This is a genomic window from Pseudoalteromonas rubra, assembly GCF_000967655.1.
Taxonomy (GTDB): Bacteria; Pseudomonadota; Gammaproteobacteria; order Enterobacterales; family Alteromonadaceae; genus Pseudoalteromonas; species Pseudoalteromonas rubra_A.
Window position 1 is genome coordinate 56,957 of the sequence record NZ_JXYA01000047.1, and the last position, 14,729, is coordinate 71,685.

15 protein-coding genes are annotated in these 14,729 nt (G+C 47.6%); 6 read left to right on the top strand and 9 right to left on the bottom strand.

The features are described from left to right. Positions 1–90: 90 nt before the first annotated feature. Positions 91–372: a hypothetical protein gene (locus tag TW77_RS18740; protein WP_046006507.1), complete on the top strand. Its 282-nt coding sequence runs from the start codon at positions 91–93 to the stop codon at positions 370–372. Positions 373–427: 55 nt separating this feature from the next. Here the strand turns inward: TW77_RS18740 and TW77_RS18745 are convergent, their stop codons facing one another. The 5 genes from TW77_RS18745 to TW77_RS18765 all read right to left on the bottom strand — a co-directional run bounded on the left by TW77_RS18745 (position 428) and on the right by TW77_RS18765 (position 5,647). Then, positions 428–1,186: an alpha/beta hydrolase gene (locus TW77_RS18745; RefSeq protein ID WP_046006508.1), complete on the bottom strand. Its 759-nt coding sequence runs from the start codon at positions 1,184–1,186 to the stop codon at positions 428–430. Positions 1,187–1,398: 212 nt separating this feature from the next. Beyond that, complete coding sequence (locus TW77_RS18750; RefSeq protein ID WP_046006509.1) at positions 1,399–2,397, bottom strand: S41 family peptidase; 999 nt, start codon at positions 2,395–2,397, stop codon at positions 1,399–1,401. A 190-nt stretch (positions 2,398–2,587) separates the two neighbouring features. After that, a complete protein-coding gene (locus TW77_RS18755) occupies positions 2,588–4,621 on the bottom strand; it encodes a S9 family peptidase (protein WP_046006510.1) in 2,034 nt (677 codons plus the stop codon). Between the two features lie 142 nt (positions 4,622–4,763). Further along, the gene (gene fos / locus TW77_RS18760; protein ID WP_046006511.1) at positions 4,764–5,162 is read right to left on the bottom strand and encodes a fosfomycin resistance glutathione transferase; all 399 of its coding nucleotides are present in this window, start codon (positions 5,160–5,162) and stop codon (positions 4,764–4,766) included. Between the two features lie 14 nt (positions 5,163–5,176). Continuing rightward, a complete protein-coding gene (locus TW77_RS18765) occupies positions 5,177–5,647 on the bottom strand; it encodes a GNAT family N-acetyltransferase (RefSeq protein WP_046006512.1) in 471 nt (156 codons plus the stop codon). Between the two features lie 286 nt (positions 5,648–5,933). Between TW77_RS18765 and TW77_RS18770 the strand changes: the two genes are divergently transcribed. From TW77_RS18770 to TW77_RS18780, 3 genes are all read left to right on the top strand, one after another. Beyond that, on the top strand, positions 5,934–7,067 hold the full coding sequence (locus TW77_RS18770; protein WP_156158708.1) for a fibronectin type III domain-containing protein: 1,134 nt from the start codon (positions 5,934–5,936) through the stop codon (positions 7,065–7,067). A gap of 339 nt (positions 7,068–7,406) precedes the next feature. Continuing rightward, positions 7,407–7,817: an AraC family transcriptional regulator gene (locus TW77_RS18775; protein ID WP_046006514.1), complete on the top strand. Its 411-nt coding sequence runs from the start codon at positions 7,407–7,409 to the stop codon at positions 7,815–7,817. Positions 7,818–7,889: 72 nt separating this feature from the next. After that, positions 7,890–8,297: a VOC family protein gene (locus tag TW77_RS18780; protein ID WP_046006515.1), complete on the top strand. Its 408-nt coding sequence runs from the start codon at positions 7,890–7,892 to the stop codon at positions 8,295–8,297. A gap of 88 nt (positions 8,298–8,385) precedes the next feature. On the opposite strand, the gene TW77_RS18785 is transcribed toward TW77_RS18780, so the two are convergent. Beyond that, positions 8,386–8,850 (bottom strand): hypothetical protein, encoded by a 465-nt coding sequence (locus TW77_RS18785; RefSeq protein WP_046006516.1) that lies wholly within the window; start codon positions 8,848–8,850, stop codon positions 8,386–8,388. Positions 8,851–9,250: 400 nt separating this feature from the next. Between TW77_RS18785 and TW77_RS18790 the strand changes: the two genes are divergently transcribed. Next, on the top strand, positions 9,251–11,359 hold the full coding sequence (locus TW77_RS18790; protein ID WP_052713270.1) for a neutral/alkaline non-lysosomal ceramidase N-terminal domain-containing protein: 2,109 nt from the start codon (positions 9,251–9,253) through the stop codon (positions 11,357–11,359). Between the two features lie 87 nt (positions 11,360–11,446). On the opposite strand, the gene TW77_RS18795 is transcribed toward TW77_RS18790, so the two are convergent. Continuing rightward, a complete protein-coding gene (locus TW77_RS18795) occupies positions 11,447–12,328 on the bottom strand; it encodes an acetoacetate decarboxylase family protein (protein WP_162197970.1) in 882 nt (293 codons plus the stop codon). A 152-nt stretch (positions 12,329–12,480) separates the two neighbouring features. Here TW77_RS18795 and TW77_RS18800 point away from each other — a divergent pair, with 152 nt between their 5' ends. Beyond that, positions 12,481–13,464: a helix-turn-helix transcriptional regulator gene (locus TW77_RS18800; protein ID WP_046006518.1), complete on the top strand. Its 984-nt coding sequence runs from the start codon at positions 12,481–12,483 to the stop codon at positions 13,462–13,464. Positions 13,465–13,710: 246 nt separating this feature from the next. Here TW77_RS18800 and TW77_RS18805 read toward each other — a convergent pair whose 3' ends face one another. Further along, positions 13,711–14,271 carry a hypothetical protein gene (locus TW77_RS18805; RefSeq protein WP_240479520.1) on the bottom strand — a complete coding sequence of 187 codons (561 nt, stop codon included), beginning with the start codon at positions 14,269–14,271 and terminating at the stop codon, positions 13,711–13,713. Next, the gene (locus tag TW77_RS18810; protein ID WP_240479521.1) at positions 14,271–14,555 is read right to left on the bottom strand and encodes a helix-turn-helix transcriptional regulator; all 285 of its coding nucleotides are present in this window, start codon (positions 14,553–14,555) and stop codon (positions 14,271–14,273) included. The genes TW77_RS18805 and TW77_RS18810 overlap by 1 nt, the downstream gene beginning before the upstream one ends. Between the last annotated feature and the right edge of the window lie 174 nt (positions 14,556–14,729).

Below are 14,729 nucleotides of genomic sequence, written 5' to 3' on the forward strand. Positions count from 1 at the left end.
TTAAAAACACCACATTATGTGTTTATTAAATGAACAAGCCTGATAACATAAAAGAAATCACCTATTAACCAAAATTAGAAGGATACTTTTATGAAACTAAAGTCAGCACTGCTACTGGGCGCATTATGGATGCTCCCCTTCAAATCGCTCGCAGCTATGGACTTGGCCCAATACAAACACCAAGCGTTATACGGAGATAAAAGCCGCTGCATGGGCGCAAGACCACCGATCCTCATTTCAGAGCCTATTGACTATGCCCTGCACGTTGGTGCCATAACCGAGCGCGCCGCAATCTGGGGCAAAGCCAATGGCTACTACCCCGTTCTCAGCAGGTTCAACAATCAGGTGATGTTGATCTGCCAATTATCTTAACTTGCCGGTGCCTCTGACCCTCAGAGGCACTTTACTGCTTAGCTTACTACCTGGTTCACGTGCCCTTCAATACAGCACATGGTTTTCCAGCAAGATGCAGGCTCACCAGTTGCGTGATCTTATCCTTCAACCAGCCAGGACCAAAGTCGGCAATATCATCATGGCGCGCCTTGGGGATGGTCACCACACAGCTACCAAATTCGGCTTGATCTGCCTCGCTGGGTAACACGCCCGGGTCTGCCGCAAAGTCGCTGGCACGGATCGACAGTATCTTGATATCCTTGGTTTTTGGCAGTGGTACACGGCGGTGGTCTAAGGTAATGATCTGTTTCACATAGGGCTTGCCTTCATTGCCCAGCCAGGCAGAAATATCACCCCCATTTGAGTGGCCAACCAAAGTTAAATGATTAAAATCGTACCCAGTTATGCTGCGTTGTAATTCCCCCTGTAAAAACGCCAGTGTTTTTGCACCCCGCTGCCAGTTCTCGCTGCGCGTTTCAAACAAATTACCAGAGACAGACAGCGGTGGATCGCCCGGCAACTCATGCCCGATTGCGACCACCAGGTACCCCTGTTTATTTAGCACTTTGGCTAAAAAGGTGTAATCGGTATGCGATATACCGTAGCCCGCGCCGAGAAACGCCACCGGGCAAGGGGCTTTGTCACTGCACTGTGGGTGAGATTCGGGATAAGTGATCTCAACCACAATGGCCCTGTCACGGGCTTTATCGTAAACGCTGACAGGTTGAACGTCAGCCGCTGCTGTATTCAGCCAGCAGGCAGCTGCCAGACAAAATCCTTTTAAAAACTTCATAAAACTCCTGAACTACATTGTTAAAAAGCCGCATTATGCGGCTTAAAAACCTCCAATACCAGGTTTTGTAACCGGTTCAAAACCTGTTTCCTTTGCTTATGCTGGATGTTATAGCAAGCATCGACAAACTTCAGCGCCAGCAAGATTTGCCGCATGTGCTCTCCCTTTTTGCCGTGCATGACGAACAGGGAGGCACTTGCGGGAAGAAAAAGTTACAGAGTATCGATTTTGTCCTTAATCTGGGCCAGCTGATATTCGTTATCAGCGACCTTCGCGACGTCTTTGAGCGCCAGTTTATAAGCCGCATTGAAAGCCGCCTCACTGGTCGTGACAATGTCCGGCTTCACGCCGACGCCTTCCCAGTTGCTTTTGGTTACAGGATTGATAGCCTTGGCAATAGGAATGCCGGCCCGAAAACCGTTACCCAGCTCGTAGTATTGCCAGGGGTTTGCGCCCCCTTTGGTAACTTCACCCACTAACGTGGCTCTGCCCAGATGCTTCAGGTTGTAGGCAAACTCTTCAGCTGCCGAGAAGGTTCCTTTGCTCGTGAGCACATACAAGGGAATGGTCAAATTCGCCTTCGCAGCGACCTCTTTTATGGTATGAAACTCGCGCGTGGTGTTGGTGGTGCGCCAGTAGATGCTATTTAAATGCGTTTCGGGCTTTAAAAAATAGCTGCTGATCAGCTGTACCATTTCCCCACTACCACCGCCATTTTTTCTCAGATCAATGAGCAAGGCATCGGCATTGGCCACAAACTTCATCACCCCTGTCACGGTACTTTTTGAGTCATCCGTAACATTATCAAAGCCCCAGAAGTCAATATACCCGACGTTGCCAGGCAAGATCTCGACCTTGTTAAAGCCTGAGTTGTTGCGCGCCAGTTTAGCGAACCAGGATTCATTTTTTTTCTGTGCCACAGCACCGCTCGGATCGCGCCACTGCACGCTAAAATGCGGGTCGGTTTTTTTCAGCTCTGTGGACAACAAAGCGGCTAATTCATCCTGAGTAACAGCGCCGTGAAAGGCTGGGTTATCTTTGAGTTGACGTAAACTCTTTGTCAGGCCGGGAATTTTGTCTGTTTCAACATAACTGTTTTCAATTTCATTCACTAAAGAGCTGACAACTTCCTGCTTGTTAAGACCCTCATTAGCACTGCTAATACAAGATAGCAGCGCCAGAGGTAAGCCAAAGTACTGAATAAGCCTCATTTGTAATTCCTTCTAATTATTAGTTATTAGGCAGTTAAGATACCCGATTCAGGAAAACGTTCATTTTTTTCTCGCTGTTCAGGCTTTTTCAGCTCATCGCGGGATTGTTGGGCAAAATAAAGGCGCACCGAAGGGTTATTTTGCCTTTTGCTAACAGACATTAAAAAAGCCGCATTGCGCGGCTTTTCCGTTATTTTTTATATTTTTCGAACCACGCGAGCGTGTGCTCTATTTTACTGATCATCCGCGAAGGACGCCCGGCAATACCATGGGGTGCACCCGGGATTTTCACCAGCACAGAGTCAATCTTACGGTGTTTTAGTGCCTGATAAAACTGCTCGGTTTCAGCCATTGGGGTACGCAGGTCTTCTTCGCCCGTCATCAGCATAGTCGGCGTAGTGACATTGCCTACCAGAGACAGCGGCGAGCGCTCCCAGTAATGATCAACATGCTCCCACGGCATACCTGGGAACTGAGTGGGGATCTGCACCAGGCCACTGTCGGCCGTCAGTACTTTACTTAACCAGTTGATCACCGGCTTAACCACCACAGCAGCATTAAAGCGATCGGTCAGGCCAATGGCATAGGCAGTCGCGATACCGCCCGCAGAGCCACCCGCGATAAACAGGTTATCCTGATCAATAAAGCCTTTGGCAATCATGGCGTCTACGCCCGAGTTGTGATCGGCAAAGTCTTCTTTTGAGCTGTACTTGTATTTCAGCAACATGGCAAAGCGCTCACCATATGAGCTGCTGCCCCGGTGATTATCGTAAAACACCACGTAACCTTGCGCCGCATAGCGCTGAAGCTCGGCCGAGAAGTGTGGACCATAGGCCAGGTGTGGGCCACCGTGGATCTCCATCAGCAGCGGGTACTTCTTGCTCGGATCAAAGTCCGGCGGCGTGATATACCAGCCCTGGATTGGTTCACCATCGAACGATGACTTGTAAGTAATCTCGTGCACTTTACCCAGTGTTTTGTGCGCCAGTAAATCCTCGTTCAGCGCAGTCAACGGCTTCACCTTGCCTTTACTGGTTGTCACTGCCACATCCGCAGGACGCGAGCTTGAGCCTTTGGTAAAGGCAATTTCACCATCAAAGTTGGCACTGAACTGACCGCTCAGGTAAGGCCTGCCCAGCGTGGTGCCCGACAGCGTATCGGTGAGATCTTTGATTTTACCTTTGGTGGTAATGGTGGCCAGCTTGCGCATACCGTGGTCGTCATAGGCGATGGCAAGCTTAGCGCTGTCTATCCAGCTTGGGTTTTGGATTGAACGGTCAAAGTCTTTTGCAATCATGCGAGATTGCTTGCTTTGCCAGTTCATAATGTTCAGTTTGTGATTACGATACGGATTAAGCTCGCCTGATGAGCTCAAAAACGCCAGCTGCTTGCCATTTTCCGAAAAACTCGGAGAGTGCTCACGACCCGGTGCATTGGTCAACTGTGTGATCTTGCCGTTAAAATCAACCTCAAACAGATCGCCTTCTAAGCGTTTGTATTCCCAGTCTGCAATGCGGTTAGCCGAGAACACTATGCCTTTAGAGTCGCTGCGCCAGGCCAGTTTACCACTGTGATGGTAGTTGCCTGAAGTCAGCTGACGAGGCGTACCGCCTTCACTTGGCAAAACAAAAATTTGTCTGTACCCGGGCTTAACCAAACCGCGCCCGTCCGCCTGATAATAGGCTTTATCAATTACTATGGCCGACTCTGACCACTGCGCGCCTTTGGGCTTAGCAGGCATTTTGGCAATGACTGCCGGCTTTTCTTCTACTTTCTGATTAAATGCCAGCCATTTACCATCTGGCGACCAGGTCAGGTCACTTATCCCAGACTGTAACTGGGTCAGCAAAGCTGTGCGGTTTTGCGCAATATAATGCACGTGCACCTGAGTGCTGCCAGACACATCACTCAAAAAGGCGATCTTGCTGCCATCGGGTGACCAGCGCGGCTGATGATAACGGTTTTCGTCTGAGAACAAAGGAGACTGTACGCCGGTTTTGGCATCCACCAGCCACAGGTTTTGTCTTTTGGCGTCTTTCATTACGTCGTTGCTGTTACGCACGTATACCACTTGCTCACCATTGGGCGAAATCTGTGGGTCGCTTGCATACTCCAGCTCAAAAATATCTTCAGCCTGTAGCCCGGCACTTGCCTGCGCCAATACGGGTAGTGTTGCAAACGCCAGCAAGGAGCATTGCAAAGTACGTTTGAGTCCAAAAGGCATGGACAGCCTCCTATTGTTGTCTTTTTAATAAGAGCCACATAGTTATGCAGTGCGCCACAGATGTCACTTGATACGCGATAAAAGCAGATAAAAACCCGATGTGTTATAAGGTCACACTGTTAATGGGCTTTCTGACAATCAGTTAAAGCCACTCCAGCTGTTTATAAGGCCGAACTTTAAGCGCATCCAGACGGCTGGTCAGATTACCTGCATGTAACTCCAGTTTGTGTTCGTCCGGGTCCAGAATATACAAAGAGTTACCTTCACTGGTATTTTGCTTCCACTGCTTTGTGCCACCAGCCAGCACCTTCTGGCAATAGTCGGGAAAGTCAGCGTCTGATACTGTAAAAGCAATGTGCGTATAGTCCGTTTTGGCACTTGGGGTATCGCACGACAGACAAAACCACAACTCACCGACTGATAAGTACGCACCCGTCTCCCATTTGACGTGACCGGTAAAGCCCAATACATCCATATAAAAGTGTATTGATTGTTGTAAATCACTGACTGCAATCGTGATATGGTTTAATCCTGTGATCATGCTCCCTCCAATCTTTACGAATGTGCTAAACGCTTGCACATCACAACCACATTCACACCGCGATAATTCACTCGCTCCTGAGCCTGCCAGCCCAGGCGAGCGTACAAACCACCATCTTGCTGTTCGGTTTGCAAATGCAATTCCCGAACACTAAAAGAGACTGCCAGCTGCTCAATTTTTTGTACCAGTGTCGATGCAACTTTGTTGCCTCTTGCATGGGGAGCAACATAAACCCCACCCAGCCAATGGGTTTTATCCGGATAGATGGTCATTTCATGAAAACGCAGCTGAGCCGCGCCAATGGGCCTGTTATCTTGCATCAACAGCACGATTAAAGGGATAGCGTCCGTTTGCAGATACTCTGTGAGCTTGTCTTCAAACGAAGACAAAGTGGCATCGGGCACGATAGCGCCCCACTGTTCAAAATACCATTTTGCGACCTGCGGCGTGAGGTCGGGTCGTTCGGCGAGAAAACAAAATTCCATTGGTGTCATTCCTTGTCTGACTGATAGGCATCTAATATCACAATATCAATGTCTCAATATTGGTACGTATACGCAAGTGAGAGGCTCTGTCATTACACATACTCGGGCGCAGGTCAGACTCCATTAGTTTGTTTCTAAAAACTCACTTTTGCACTGCATAAATCAATTACTTATGGAATATTTTGGTATAACATCGACCCGCCTTCCTATTAAAGGTACTTTTATCTCATTGCTGGCGCTATTGCCAGCCCCCAATATTTAGGACAAATAAAGAAGGAACATGATTATGACCTCTAAGCTATTACCAACCTGTGTTTCGACGCTATGCATAGGTTCAACGCTTATGTTTGGGCAACTTGCCACGTTTTCAGCGCAAGCTGCGACCCAAAGTGGCCATTGCGAAATTGCCAGAACGGCACCTGGCTCTCCTCCAATGAGCTGGGACAACAATGACTACGTCACGGAAGTCAAACACTCGGTCTTTGGCGCTGAAAGCTGCGAAGCCCCCAACAATGCAACCATTACTAAAATTCATGCCAGCTTTACTGCATTTGCAAATAAGCAAATACTGACACGTGGCCTGCTAAAGGGCGATTATATTCTAAAAATAAACGCTTCTTCGCCATACTTAGCCAACCCGATTTCTGGTCAGGTTGAGGCAACTATGGATGCATACAACGCAAACTTATTAGGCTCTTCAACCGTCAACTTACCTTTCGAAGGTGTCCGATTAGACAATCTGTCGCTCAACCTGACGGCACAACTAAAAAACAGTGTCAGTTTACGGTGTGCAAACAGAAACCCGGCTGAGTGTGAAGACTATATGTACTTCGAATACACCATAGGAATTGATTATGAATATGATGTTCCAGGTGTGCCAGATGCGCCGGGCTGGATAAATGCATCTACTTCAGGCAATAACGTGAGTGTAAACTGGGAGCCTGTCAGTGGTGCAACTTACAAAGTCGCCATTCAATATAACAATAATAGCTGGACCGATTATCAGTATGTTCCAAGCCCTGCATCAGCCTCCTATATGAGCTGGCAAAACTTAAACGATGGCAACCGCCGTTATCAAGTTGTCGCTTGCAACAGTTATGGCTGCTCTGAGCCCTCCCCCATTTCAAATACAGCAACGGTGAGTTCGCGACTAGGTACACCTAATGCACCAACAGCAAGCCTAAGTGGCAATACAGTCATCGTAGATTGGAATGATGTGCCAGGCGCTTATCAGTATGTGCTTTCAATTAAGTTTAACAACAATAACTGGACTGATTTTAGATACTTTAGCGCGCCAAACACATCAAGTATCTCATGGTCAAATCTGGGGTCAGGCAAAAGACAATACCGAGTGAAAGCTTGCACACACAGTGGTATTTGTTTCAACGCATCGCCAGCATCCAATGTTGTAAGTAACTAACCTGCTTGTCTTGTGGGCTACTGTCATTTATTGGCCACACGCTGGTAGCCCGCAAAACTTTTTCCTTATATCCAATCAACCTTTATCTGGCAAAGCCTCAAATTTACTGTGGGGTCATACTGAGTGCGCCTTAAGACTCAGGCAACTGAGAGCAAGGCGGTGCATACGCACCTGTTGACCAAACTAAAACCTTAGCTTATCACTCTTGAGCAAGGGCTTTAGCAGTGCTAGTTTAATATTTATTATCGCAAGCAGCGATGAGCACGGAGCGCTTTTAGCATGCAGTCCAGGCTCAGGCTAATCTCGCTGCATTATTAAAAGGACAGCGAGTCAATTGTTATGGCTACAAGCTACAAATTAACCAGGTTGAAAGCTGGCAGGGATTATATTGCTGACAATTTTCAAACGCCACTTAGCCTGGCTGATATGGCGCAGCAGGCATATCTCTCGCCCTACCATTTTTTACGTGTTTTTAAGCATACTTATGGTGAAACGCCCAACGAATTTTTGATCCGGCTTAGAGTTGAGCAGGCTAAAAAAATGCTGATCACAGAAAATTATAGTATTTCGGAGGTGTGCGAGCATGTGGGTTACACCAGTCTGGGAAGCTTTTCTTCGTTGTTTTTAAAACAAACGGGTATGGCGCCAACTTTGTATCGGCGCAAGTTGTGGGCTTTGTCGGCTGAGCCATTTTGCTTTCCCGCGCGGGCCATTCCTGCCTGTTACGCATTTCACTTTTTAGGCAAATAGCGCAATATTGGAGAAACCTTCGCTGGATTTTATCTATACAATAAAGGTGAACTTTCAATAGGGAATATAACCATGATCACATCCATAGCACATGCAACAATCTATGTCCTTAACCAGGAAGAAGCACTTGATTTTTATAAGAATAAACTCGGATTCGAAGTTGGTGATGACATGAAAGTAGAAGGCGGTTTTCGATGGCTGACGGTTTATCCGAAATCGAACTCTCAGCTTCAGCTGGTACTGGCCGAGCCTAAAGAGGGCCCCATGTTCAGCAAAGACGCGGCGGATAAAATCCGTAGCCTGGTCAAAGAAGGTGCATTTGGCGCGGGCGTTTTCGAAACGGAAAATTGCCAGCAAACGTACGACGCACTTGTCGCCAAAGGCGTGGAATTTATGCAACCGCCCACAGAGCAGCTATACGGCATTGAAGCAATGGGTGTAGACAACTCAGGGAACTGGTTCAGCCTGGTCCAGCGATAAATGAGCGACAGTAATTAGCCGACGGGCCGCGGTATAAAGCCCATCGGCTCGTGACAAATTGCTGAAGGCGCAATTTCAAAGTACCCAACTAGGACGACTTTTTGGTGAGATAGATAAACAAACCCAGGGCAGCCAATAACATGGCGGTACTGGTAATAATTGCCACCGGGTAATATAAATTGCCTGCCAACTCAAGCTGACTGTATTTAATCACCATGATCAACCCTTCCAGCGAAAGCGCTACACACACCATACCAACAAACTTTGGCAGTGCACGCTGAATGCCCGACACTTCTTCAGAGCTGGTTTCGCGCACTTCTGCGTATTCAGCATTGATAATGGTTGCCAGCTCAAATACAGCCAAACCAATAATGCCGGTATTGATTGAGTTAAGGAAAATCTGCATCACTTCTTCACCTGCCAGGAAGGAGGCATAGATATTACTGATCAAAGACACAACGATAGCGAGTGCGAGTAATAAAAAAATTAACGCAAATACCAGTGAAAAAGACCGTTTGAGATGCTCTGTTACAACTTGCTTAGATAGGCTCATAATACGATTCCAATACCTCGACAATGACGGTCATTATTCAGCGCTAAACATGAATAATAGGTTCAAAACGCTTTAATCATTGCACAGCCTGGCTGAAAACGGCCTTAACGAGGTTGCAGCCAACTCTGAGGCTTGCATGTGCAGTTAGGCTCCCGGCCTTCTGAACTGGGACGCAACCCCATTAGCAAAGCTATTCCTTTGCAGCAAAAAGCTGTTCAAACACAGCTCAAAGCAAGAAACCAACCTAGTTGTTAGGTCAATATTACTATTTCGTTAAATTATCAAAGAGGTTTTAATATCTCTTGATCTCGCGAGTATCAATACGCCCATTTTCACATGGGGAACATCCTTAACAAAAATAGCGAACAGCTGGGCTTTTGGGCCTGGCTGAGGGATTGGTATGGCTACTTTACACGCAAGATATAAAACATGGCTGATTAAATTCAGTGGCTTAGCGCTAATACTTTTTAGCCTGGGCGCCAAAGCAAACAATGACTGGCTCATTGGCTCTGGGATCTACGATATTACCGGACCGGCCGCCGACCGTGGCATGGTGGGATATGGTGACGTTGGGCAAACCACGAAAGGCATACATACGCGATTGTGGTCGCGTGCGTTTGTGATTGGCAAACCGGGCACCAGTCAATTCATCTCATTTGTCAGTGCTGACTTACAAAGCATTACGCAAGGGGTACATCAGGGTGTGCTCAAAAAGGTGGCAAGCGATCCTGTACTGGCGCCTTTTTTCAATCAAAACAATGTGATGCTCAGTGCAACCCATGTCCATGTAGGGCCAGGCGGTTATGATCACAACATCATGCTGAACATGAGTGCCCTTGGCTATGATGAAGACAATTACAACACTATAGTCAACGGTATCTACCTGTCTATCCGTAATGCCTTTTTAAGCCGCGACGCTGGCAGCATTCATATTAATCAGGGCCAGTTATCGAATACGGCGGTTAACCGCAACCCCACCGCCTATAACCAGAACCCGGATGCGGGAGACTACTCAACCAATGTCAACGAAACCATGACGCTGTTAAAACTAGTACGAAGCAACGGCCAGGAGATTGGCATGATCAACTGGTTTGGTGTACACAATGTGTCGAGCAATCAAAGCCAGCGGCTTATTACGGGCGATAACAAAGGCGTTGCTGCACAGTTATTTGAAAAGCAAAAAGGCGCAAACTGGCCGCTGTCGGGTCAGTTTGTTGCTGCCTTTGCCAACAGTGAAGAAGGCGATGTATCGCCCAATGTGTGCGGCCCTGAAAATGGCTGTGCGGGTAATAATGAAGCCAACGTAGCGTTATCTGCAAATAAGCAATATAACAAAGCACTGAGCCTGTATAACAACGCAACAGACACCCTCAGTGGTGCATTAGACGTGCGCTTTCAGTACGTTAAATTACCCGGCCTGAGCATCTCGGGGCACTACACCGGCAACGGTTCTCAGTCTTTGTGTGAAGGCGCGATTGGTTTTTCGATGACAGCGGGTGCCACCTATGACGGGCCGTCTGGTCAGTCGGGTGTATTTGAAGGTATGACCCAGGACAACGAAGGGTCAAGCTGGGATCGCACTACAGTGATCGGCGCGGTAGGCGGGGCGTTTAAGTTCATTAACGATTTTGGCGGCCTGCTCGGGTTCGATAAAAATGTACTGGGCAGCAAAACACATGAGGCGTGTCAGTATCCCAAACCTACCTTTTTGCCGACTCAGCTGGGCAGCAGCGCACACCTCTATACCGACACACTGCCGTTTCAGCTCTTTCAGATTGGCAATATGGCGCTTGTGGGTATCCCAGGAGAAATGACCACCATGGCCGCGCGCCGCCTGCGCAATGACTTGCAGGCAGCCCTTGCTCCTCGCGGGATCACTACTGTGGTATTTGCCGGACTCGCCAATGCTTATGGTGGCTATATCACCACCAAAGAAGAATATCAGATCCAGTATTACGAGGGCGCACATACTTTGTTTGGTCAGTACAGCCTGGCGGCTTACCGTCAGATTTTTGCCGCTCTTGCCAGCGCTATGGTAAACAACCAACCTGTCGCGAGTGGTCCCAGCCCGCTGGATTGGTCAAACAAACAAAAAGTGTATGCCATTGGGGTGGTTTACGATGATAAACGCCTGTGGGAGTCTTTCGGGCAAACCTGGAATGATGCCAACAGCAGTTACGTACGTGGTAACACGGTTAAGGTGAAGTTTCGCTCCGGCCACCCTCAGAATAACTTTAAAACCATGTCGAGCTTTATGGAAGTGCAGCGCTATGAAAATGGCGGCTGGTCAACCGTTTTAACCGATAACGATCTGAGCACCAAATTTACCTGGATCCGCGATACCGCAGCGGATTGTATGGCCTGCTCGTTCGCACAGCTGGAATGGACCATAGATGCGGCCATGCCCGCCGGTACCTATCGCATAAAACACAATGGCCACTGGAAAAGCGGCTGGGGTGGAAACATAAAGAGTTATTCAGGCAAAAGCCGAACCTTTACCGTCAAATAAGCTGGCAACATAACAAACTGACCAACCAGGCCACCTCTGCATGGCCTGGTTATCCATTTGGCCATATCTGGCCACGATATCAAGTCCTCAGCCCAACCCCAGCGGTGACACATAATCCACATTGGGCAAATCAAAACATGCATTCATTGTTGCGGCATAACGAAACTGAAACGGCTGCGGCTCAATGTCCAGCGACTTAAGCATCTGCGCCTTAGGACCATCGCCCAGGATCAACATTTTGGGGTCATCCCCGCCTTTTTTCCATAACCGGCTGAGGTATTTATTCACCCTGAAGCTACCCTTAAAATGGGTAGGACTTTGCAGCAAACGATTATCGCGCAGAGAATACAGGTTGGACGAAACATCAAACGCCGTCGCCTTGCCCTGCGTCGGCACCCGCAGGGTAAAATATGGCTTGTCCTCGCCATCATAAGCCCGGATTGTGCTGAACTGGTTGTCTTCTGCGATTTCTACTGTTTCAACGGCTTTGGGCAACCCCCAGATCTGCTGGCCGCGAATGCGGTTCTCTTGTGAGGTAACCGGCATATGAAACACATAAAAGCCAAATTTTTTGAAACCGGGCACCACCATTGGCAAAACCGGCACATTGAGGGATGCGTCAACCATCACCGGGATCGTCATGGCAATTTCATTATAAGGTGCCATACCTAACACCTGCTTATACTGATAGCATGAAAACGTCACCAGCGCCCGCCCTTTGGGCATGGCCACCGGTTTCATCTTCGGGTGTGGCAACAATGCCTGCGCCTTTTGGTAGTCACACAAAAACACACCAATCGCGCAGCTGACATTAGCGTAGAGCGTAGGAAACAAATAGTTTTTGCTAATACTGGCATTTAATTGCAGTGGTGCGTGGTCATGACGAAGTGCAAAACGCTGAAAAAACGGCGCACTGAACTGGGTGCGGTTATCTAATAATTCCGGTGAAAGCTGATAATTGGGTTTCATATTGGCCCCTGCAAATTCATGACTGCTCATAGTGAACAGCCACGCGACGTTGGCCAATAGTAGATTTAACCTAAACGCGTCTGATAATCTGACTGTCTACCCGCTCACAGCCCGTGCGCAACAAAGAATAACAACACGGACAAAATAACATTATGACAACCCATTTAAACCGTGCGGCTTCAGGCTCAGAAGCCTTTATCAGCACCTTATATCGAGAGGCCACGCGTATTGCGCCGGAAAATTACCGGGCCTGGGCGCTCGAGCAACTATCCAGAGTCATCGACTTTGACGCCGCGTTCTGGGGCAGCGGCAACAGTGCAGATATTCACTTTCATTATGTTTGTCATCTTGGTTTAGACGAGCAATATGCCCACCACTTGCAACAAACATTAGCCATTAATCCGATAAAAGAAGCGGTGATCAATAACCTCGGCAAGCCGGTCAATATGCAGGATGTCATCGCCGATGATGCCTTTTATCAGTCTGAATTATATCAAAAATTGTTTAAACCCTATGGCATTGAGCGCATTCTGGCTGCGGGTCATTTTGATCAGGACAATGGCCTGTATTCACTGATCAGTTTGTATCGCTTCGACCGTCAACAGGTGTTTACCGAGCAGGAGCGCCAGTTGCAGGAGCGACTGGTATTTCATCTGGTTAACGCCGTCTCTCACGCCTTTTTTCTGCATTTGCGCGTTGGCAATGCGCTGCAACAAACCCAGGATCAGGCTACGTCTGCCATCTGCGACAGTAACGGGTGTTTCCACCAGGTGCAGCCGCGCTTTGTCGCGTTATTGAATGAGTATTTTCCCAACCGTACCGGGGTGACTCTGCCCTTTGCGATAGGTAAAGACCAAACCACCGTGGAGATTAATAATCTGGCGGTTTCGTTTCGCGCGCTTGGTGAGCTGTTTATGGTTACGCTCAGACTGCCCGGTCCGCTCGACACCCTGAGCCCGCGCGAACGCCAAATTGTTGAATGGGTGTGTAAGGGTCTGACTTTTAAGGAAGTTGCCAAACAGCTGAATGTAGCTCCTTCAACCGTGTCTAATCATTTATACCGAATTTACGACAAGATAGGGATAAACAGCCGCAGTGAACTGGCACAACTGGTGGATAGCCAGCGCGCTGGGTAAAGTGAGTCGGGTCCGGGGCTGCATCAGTGCTAACCGCTGGATATAAGTACACAGAGCACTTATCACACTTTATTTAATCCGCCCGGTTAGAGAGCCGAGTGGCGTTAAGTAGATCCCGGGTCGCAAGCGCCCGGGATGACAAGGGTGTTGATATCAATAAAGGGAGCTGTTCTTTGCTCTAAGTTCACTAATGGTTGATACCTTTATTCATGCACATAAATAGAGATCTCTCGAATCTCAAGGAGACTAATCGTCGTAACCTTTCTCTGCTTGTTCAATCTTTTCGAAGTTACGCTCCCTCGACTCAGCCTTCAATGCATAACTTAAAAAGCACCCACCAACAAAAAACTGGGCGACCATTATAAAGTTGTCTCTCAAGTATAACTTTATATATGCGTTATCAATCCAGGAATATTTATAAGCAAGGACTTCCAACCAAGTGACCAGGTCCATAATAATTGTCAGACCAATTAATAGAAAAATAGTGCACTCTTGAGCGGAAAGAGTCTGCTTCTCATATACTACTTTATAAAACTTAAGCCCTGTCCTGTTGTAAAGCAGCAAAGCCAGATCTCTGCGATAGAAAATTGGTAGTAGAAACGAAATACTCATTAGCGCTTGTGCCAAATAGTAGTGTGTTCTCCACTGGATTATAGTAGGAAACACGATGAAGCTAAAAACGACAACAACTGCATAAGAAAGCAAGAACCATCGTGCTGTGGGTACTTTCCAGCAAAACAGTAATCCAAGCGCAATAAAAATAGGGTGAGTATAATCAGCAATAGTATAAATATCATACATAGACATTACTCTTTCTCCTGCTCGTTCTCTCGAACCTCATCTGAATTCGGCTCAGCAAAATCAAACGCATTGGTCAGATCTTTACCAAATAATAAAAATACCTCAAACAGCTGCACACTGCTCATATCGGTTTTACCGGACTCATAATTGCTGATGGTGGCCTGATCAACGCCAAGCTTTTTAGCCAGGGTGGCCTGAGACCATTTTCGCTCCAGGCGCATCCGCCTGACCGAGCTTTGAATGTAGCGTCTGAATCTTTCTGTTTTGTTCCTTCTTGTTATGTTATTCACACACTTGTACCCTCTCCTTATCCTGTGAGCGAAAAATACCACCCAACAACGCGCACAAGCAACCAATTTTTAACATAAGAAACGAAAACTAGGCACTTTATGAATCTATTTATAAGCCTATTTTTATCAAGGCGTTAAACTACCTGAATTTGGCCCAAAATAGTCCATTTACTT

Coding starts and splice junctions, on each gene's coding strand:
- TW77_RS18740 (WP_046006507.1), top strand. CDS start 91: ATGAAACTAAAGTCAGCACTGCTACTGGGCGCATTATGGATGCTCCCC.
- TW77_RS18745 (WP_046006508.1), bottom strand. CDS start 1,186: ATGAAGTTTTTAAAAGGATTTTGTCTGGCAGCTGCCTGCTGGCTGAAT.
- TW77_RS18750 (WP_046006509.1), bottom strand. CDS start 2,397: ATGAGGCTTATTCAGTACTTTGGCTTACCTCTGGCGCTGCTATCTTGT.
- TW77_RS18755 (WP_046006510.1), bottom strand. CDS start 4,621: ATGCCTTTTGGACTCAAACGTACTTTGCAATGCTCCTTGCTGGCGTTT.
- fos (WP_046006511.1), bottom strand. CDS start 5,162: ATGATCACAGGATTAAACCATATCACGATTGCAGTCAGTGATTTACAA.
- TW77_RS18765 (WP_046006512.1), bottom strand. CDS start 5,647: ATGGAATTTTGTTTTCTCGCCGAACGACCCGACCTCACGCCGCAGGTC.
- TW77_RS18770 (WP_156158708.1), top strand. CDS start 5,934: ATGACCTCTAAGCTATTACCAACCTGTGTTTCGACGCTATGCATAGGT.
- TW77_RS18775 (WP_046006514.1), top strand. CDS start 7,407: ATGGCTACAAGCTACAAATTAACCAGGTTGAAAGCTGGCAGGGATTAT.
- TW77_RS18780 (WP_046006515.1), top strand. CDS start 7,890: ATGATCACATCCATAGCACATGCAACAATCTATGTCCTTAACCAGGAA.
- TW77_RS18785 (WP_046006516.1), bottom strand. CDS start 8,850: ATGAGCCTATCTAAGCAAGTTGTAACAGAGCATCTCAAACGGTCTTTT.
- TW77_RS18790 (WP_052713270.1), top strand. CDS start 9,251: ATGGCTACTTTACACGCAAGATATAAAACATGGCTGATTAAATTCAGT.
- TW77_RS18795 (WP_162197970.1), bottom strand. CDS start 12,328: ATGAAACCCAATTATCAGCTTTCACCGGAATTATTAGATAACCGCACC.
- TW77_RS18800 (WP_046006518.1), top strand. CDS start 12,481: ATGACAACCCATTTAAACCGTGCGGCTTCAGGCTCAGAAGCCTTTATC.
- TW77_RS18805 (WP_240479520.1), bottom strand. CDS start 14,271: ATGTCTATGTATGATATTTATACTATTGCTGATTATACTCACCCTATT.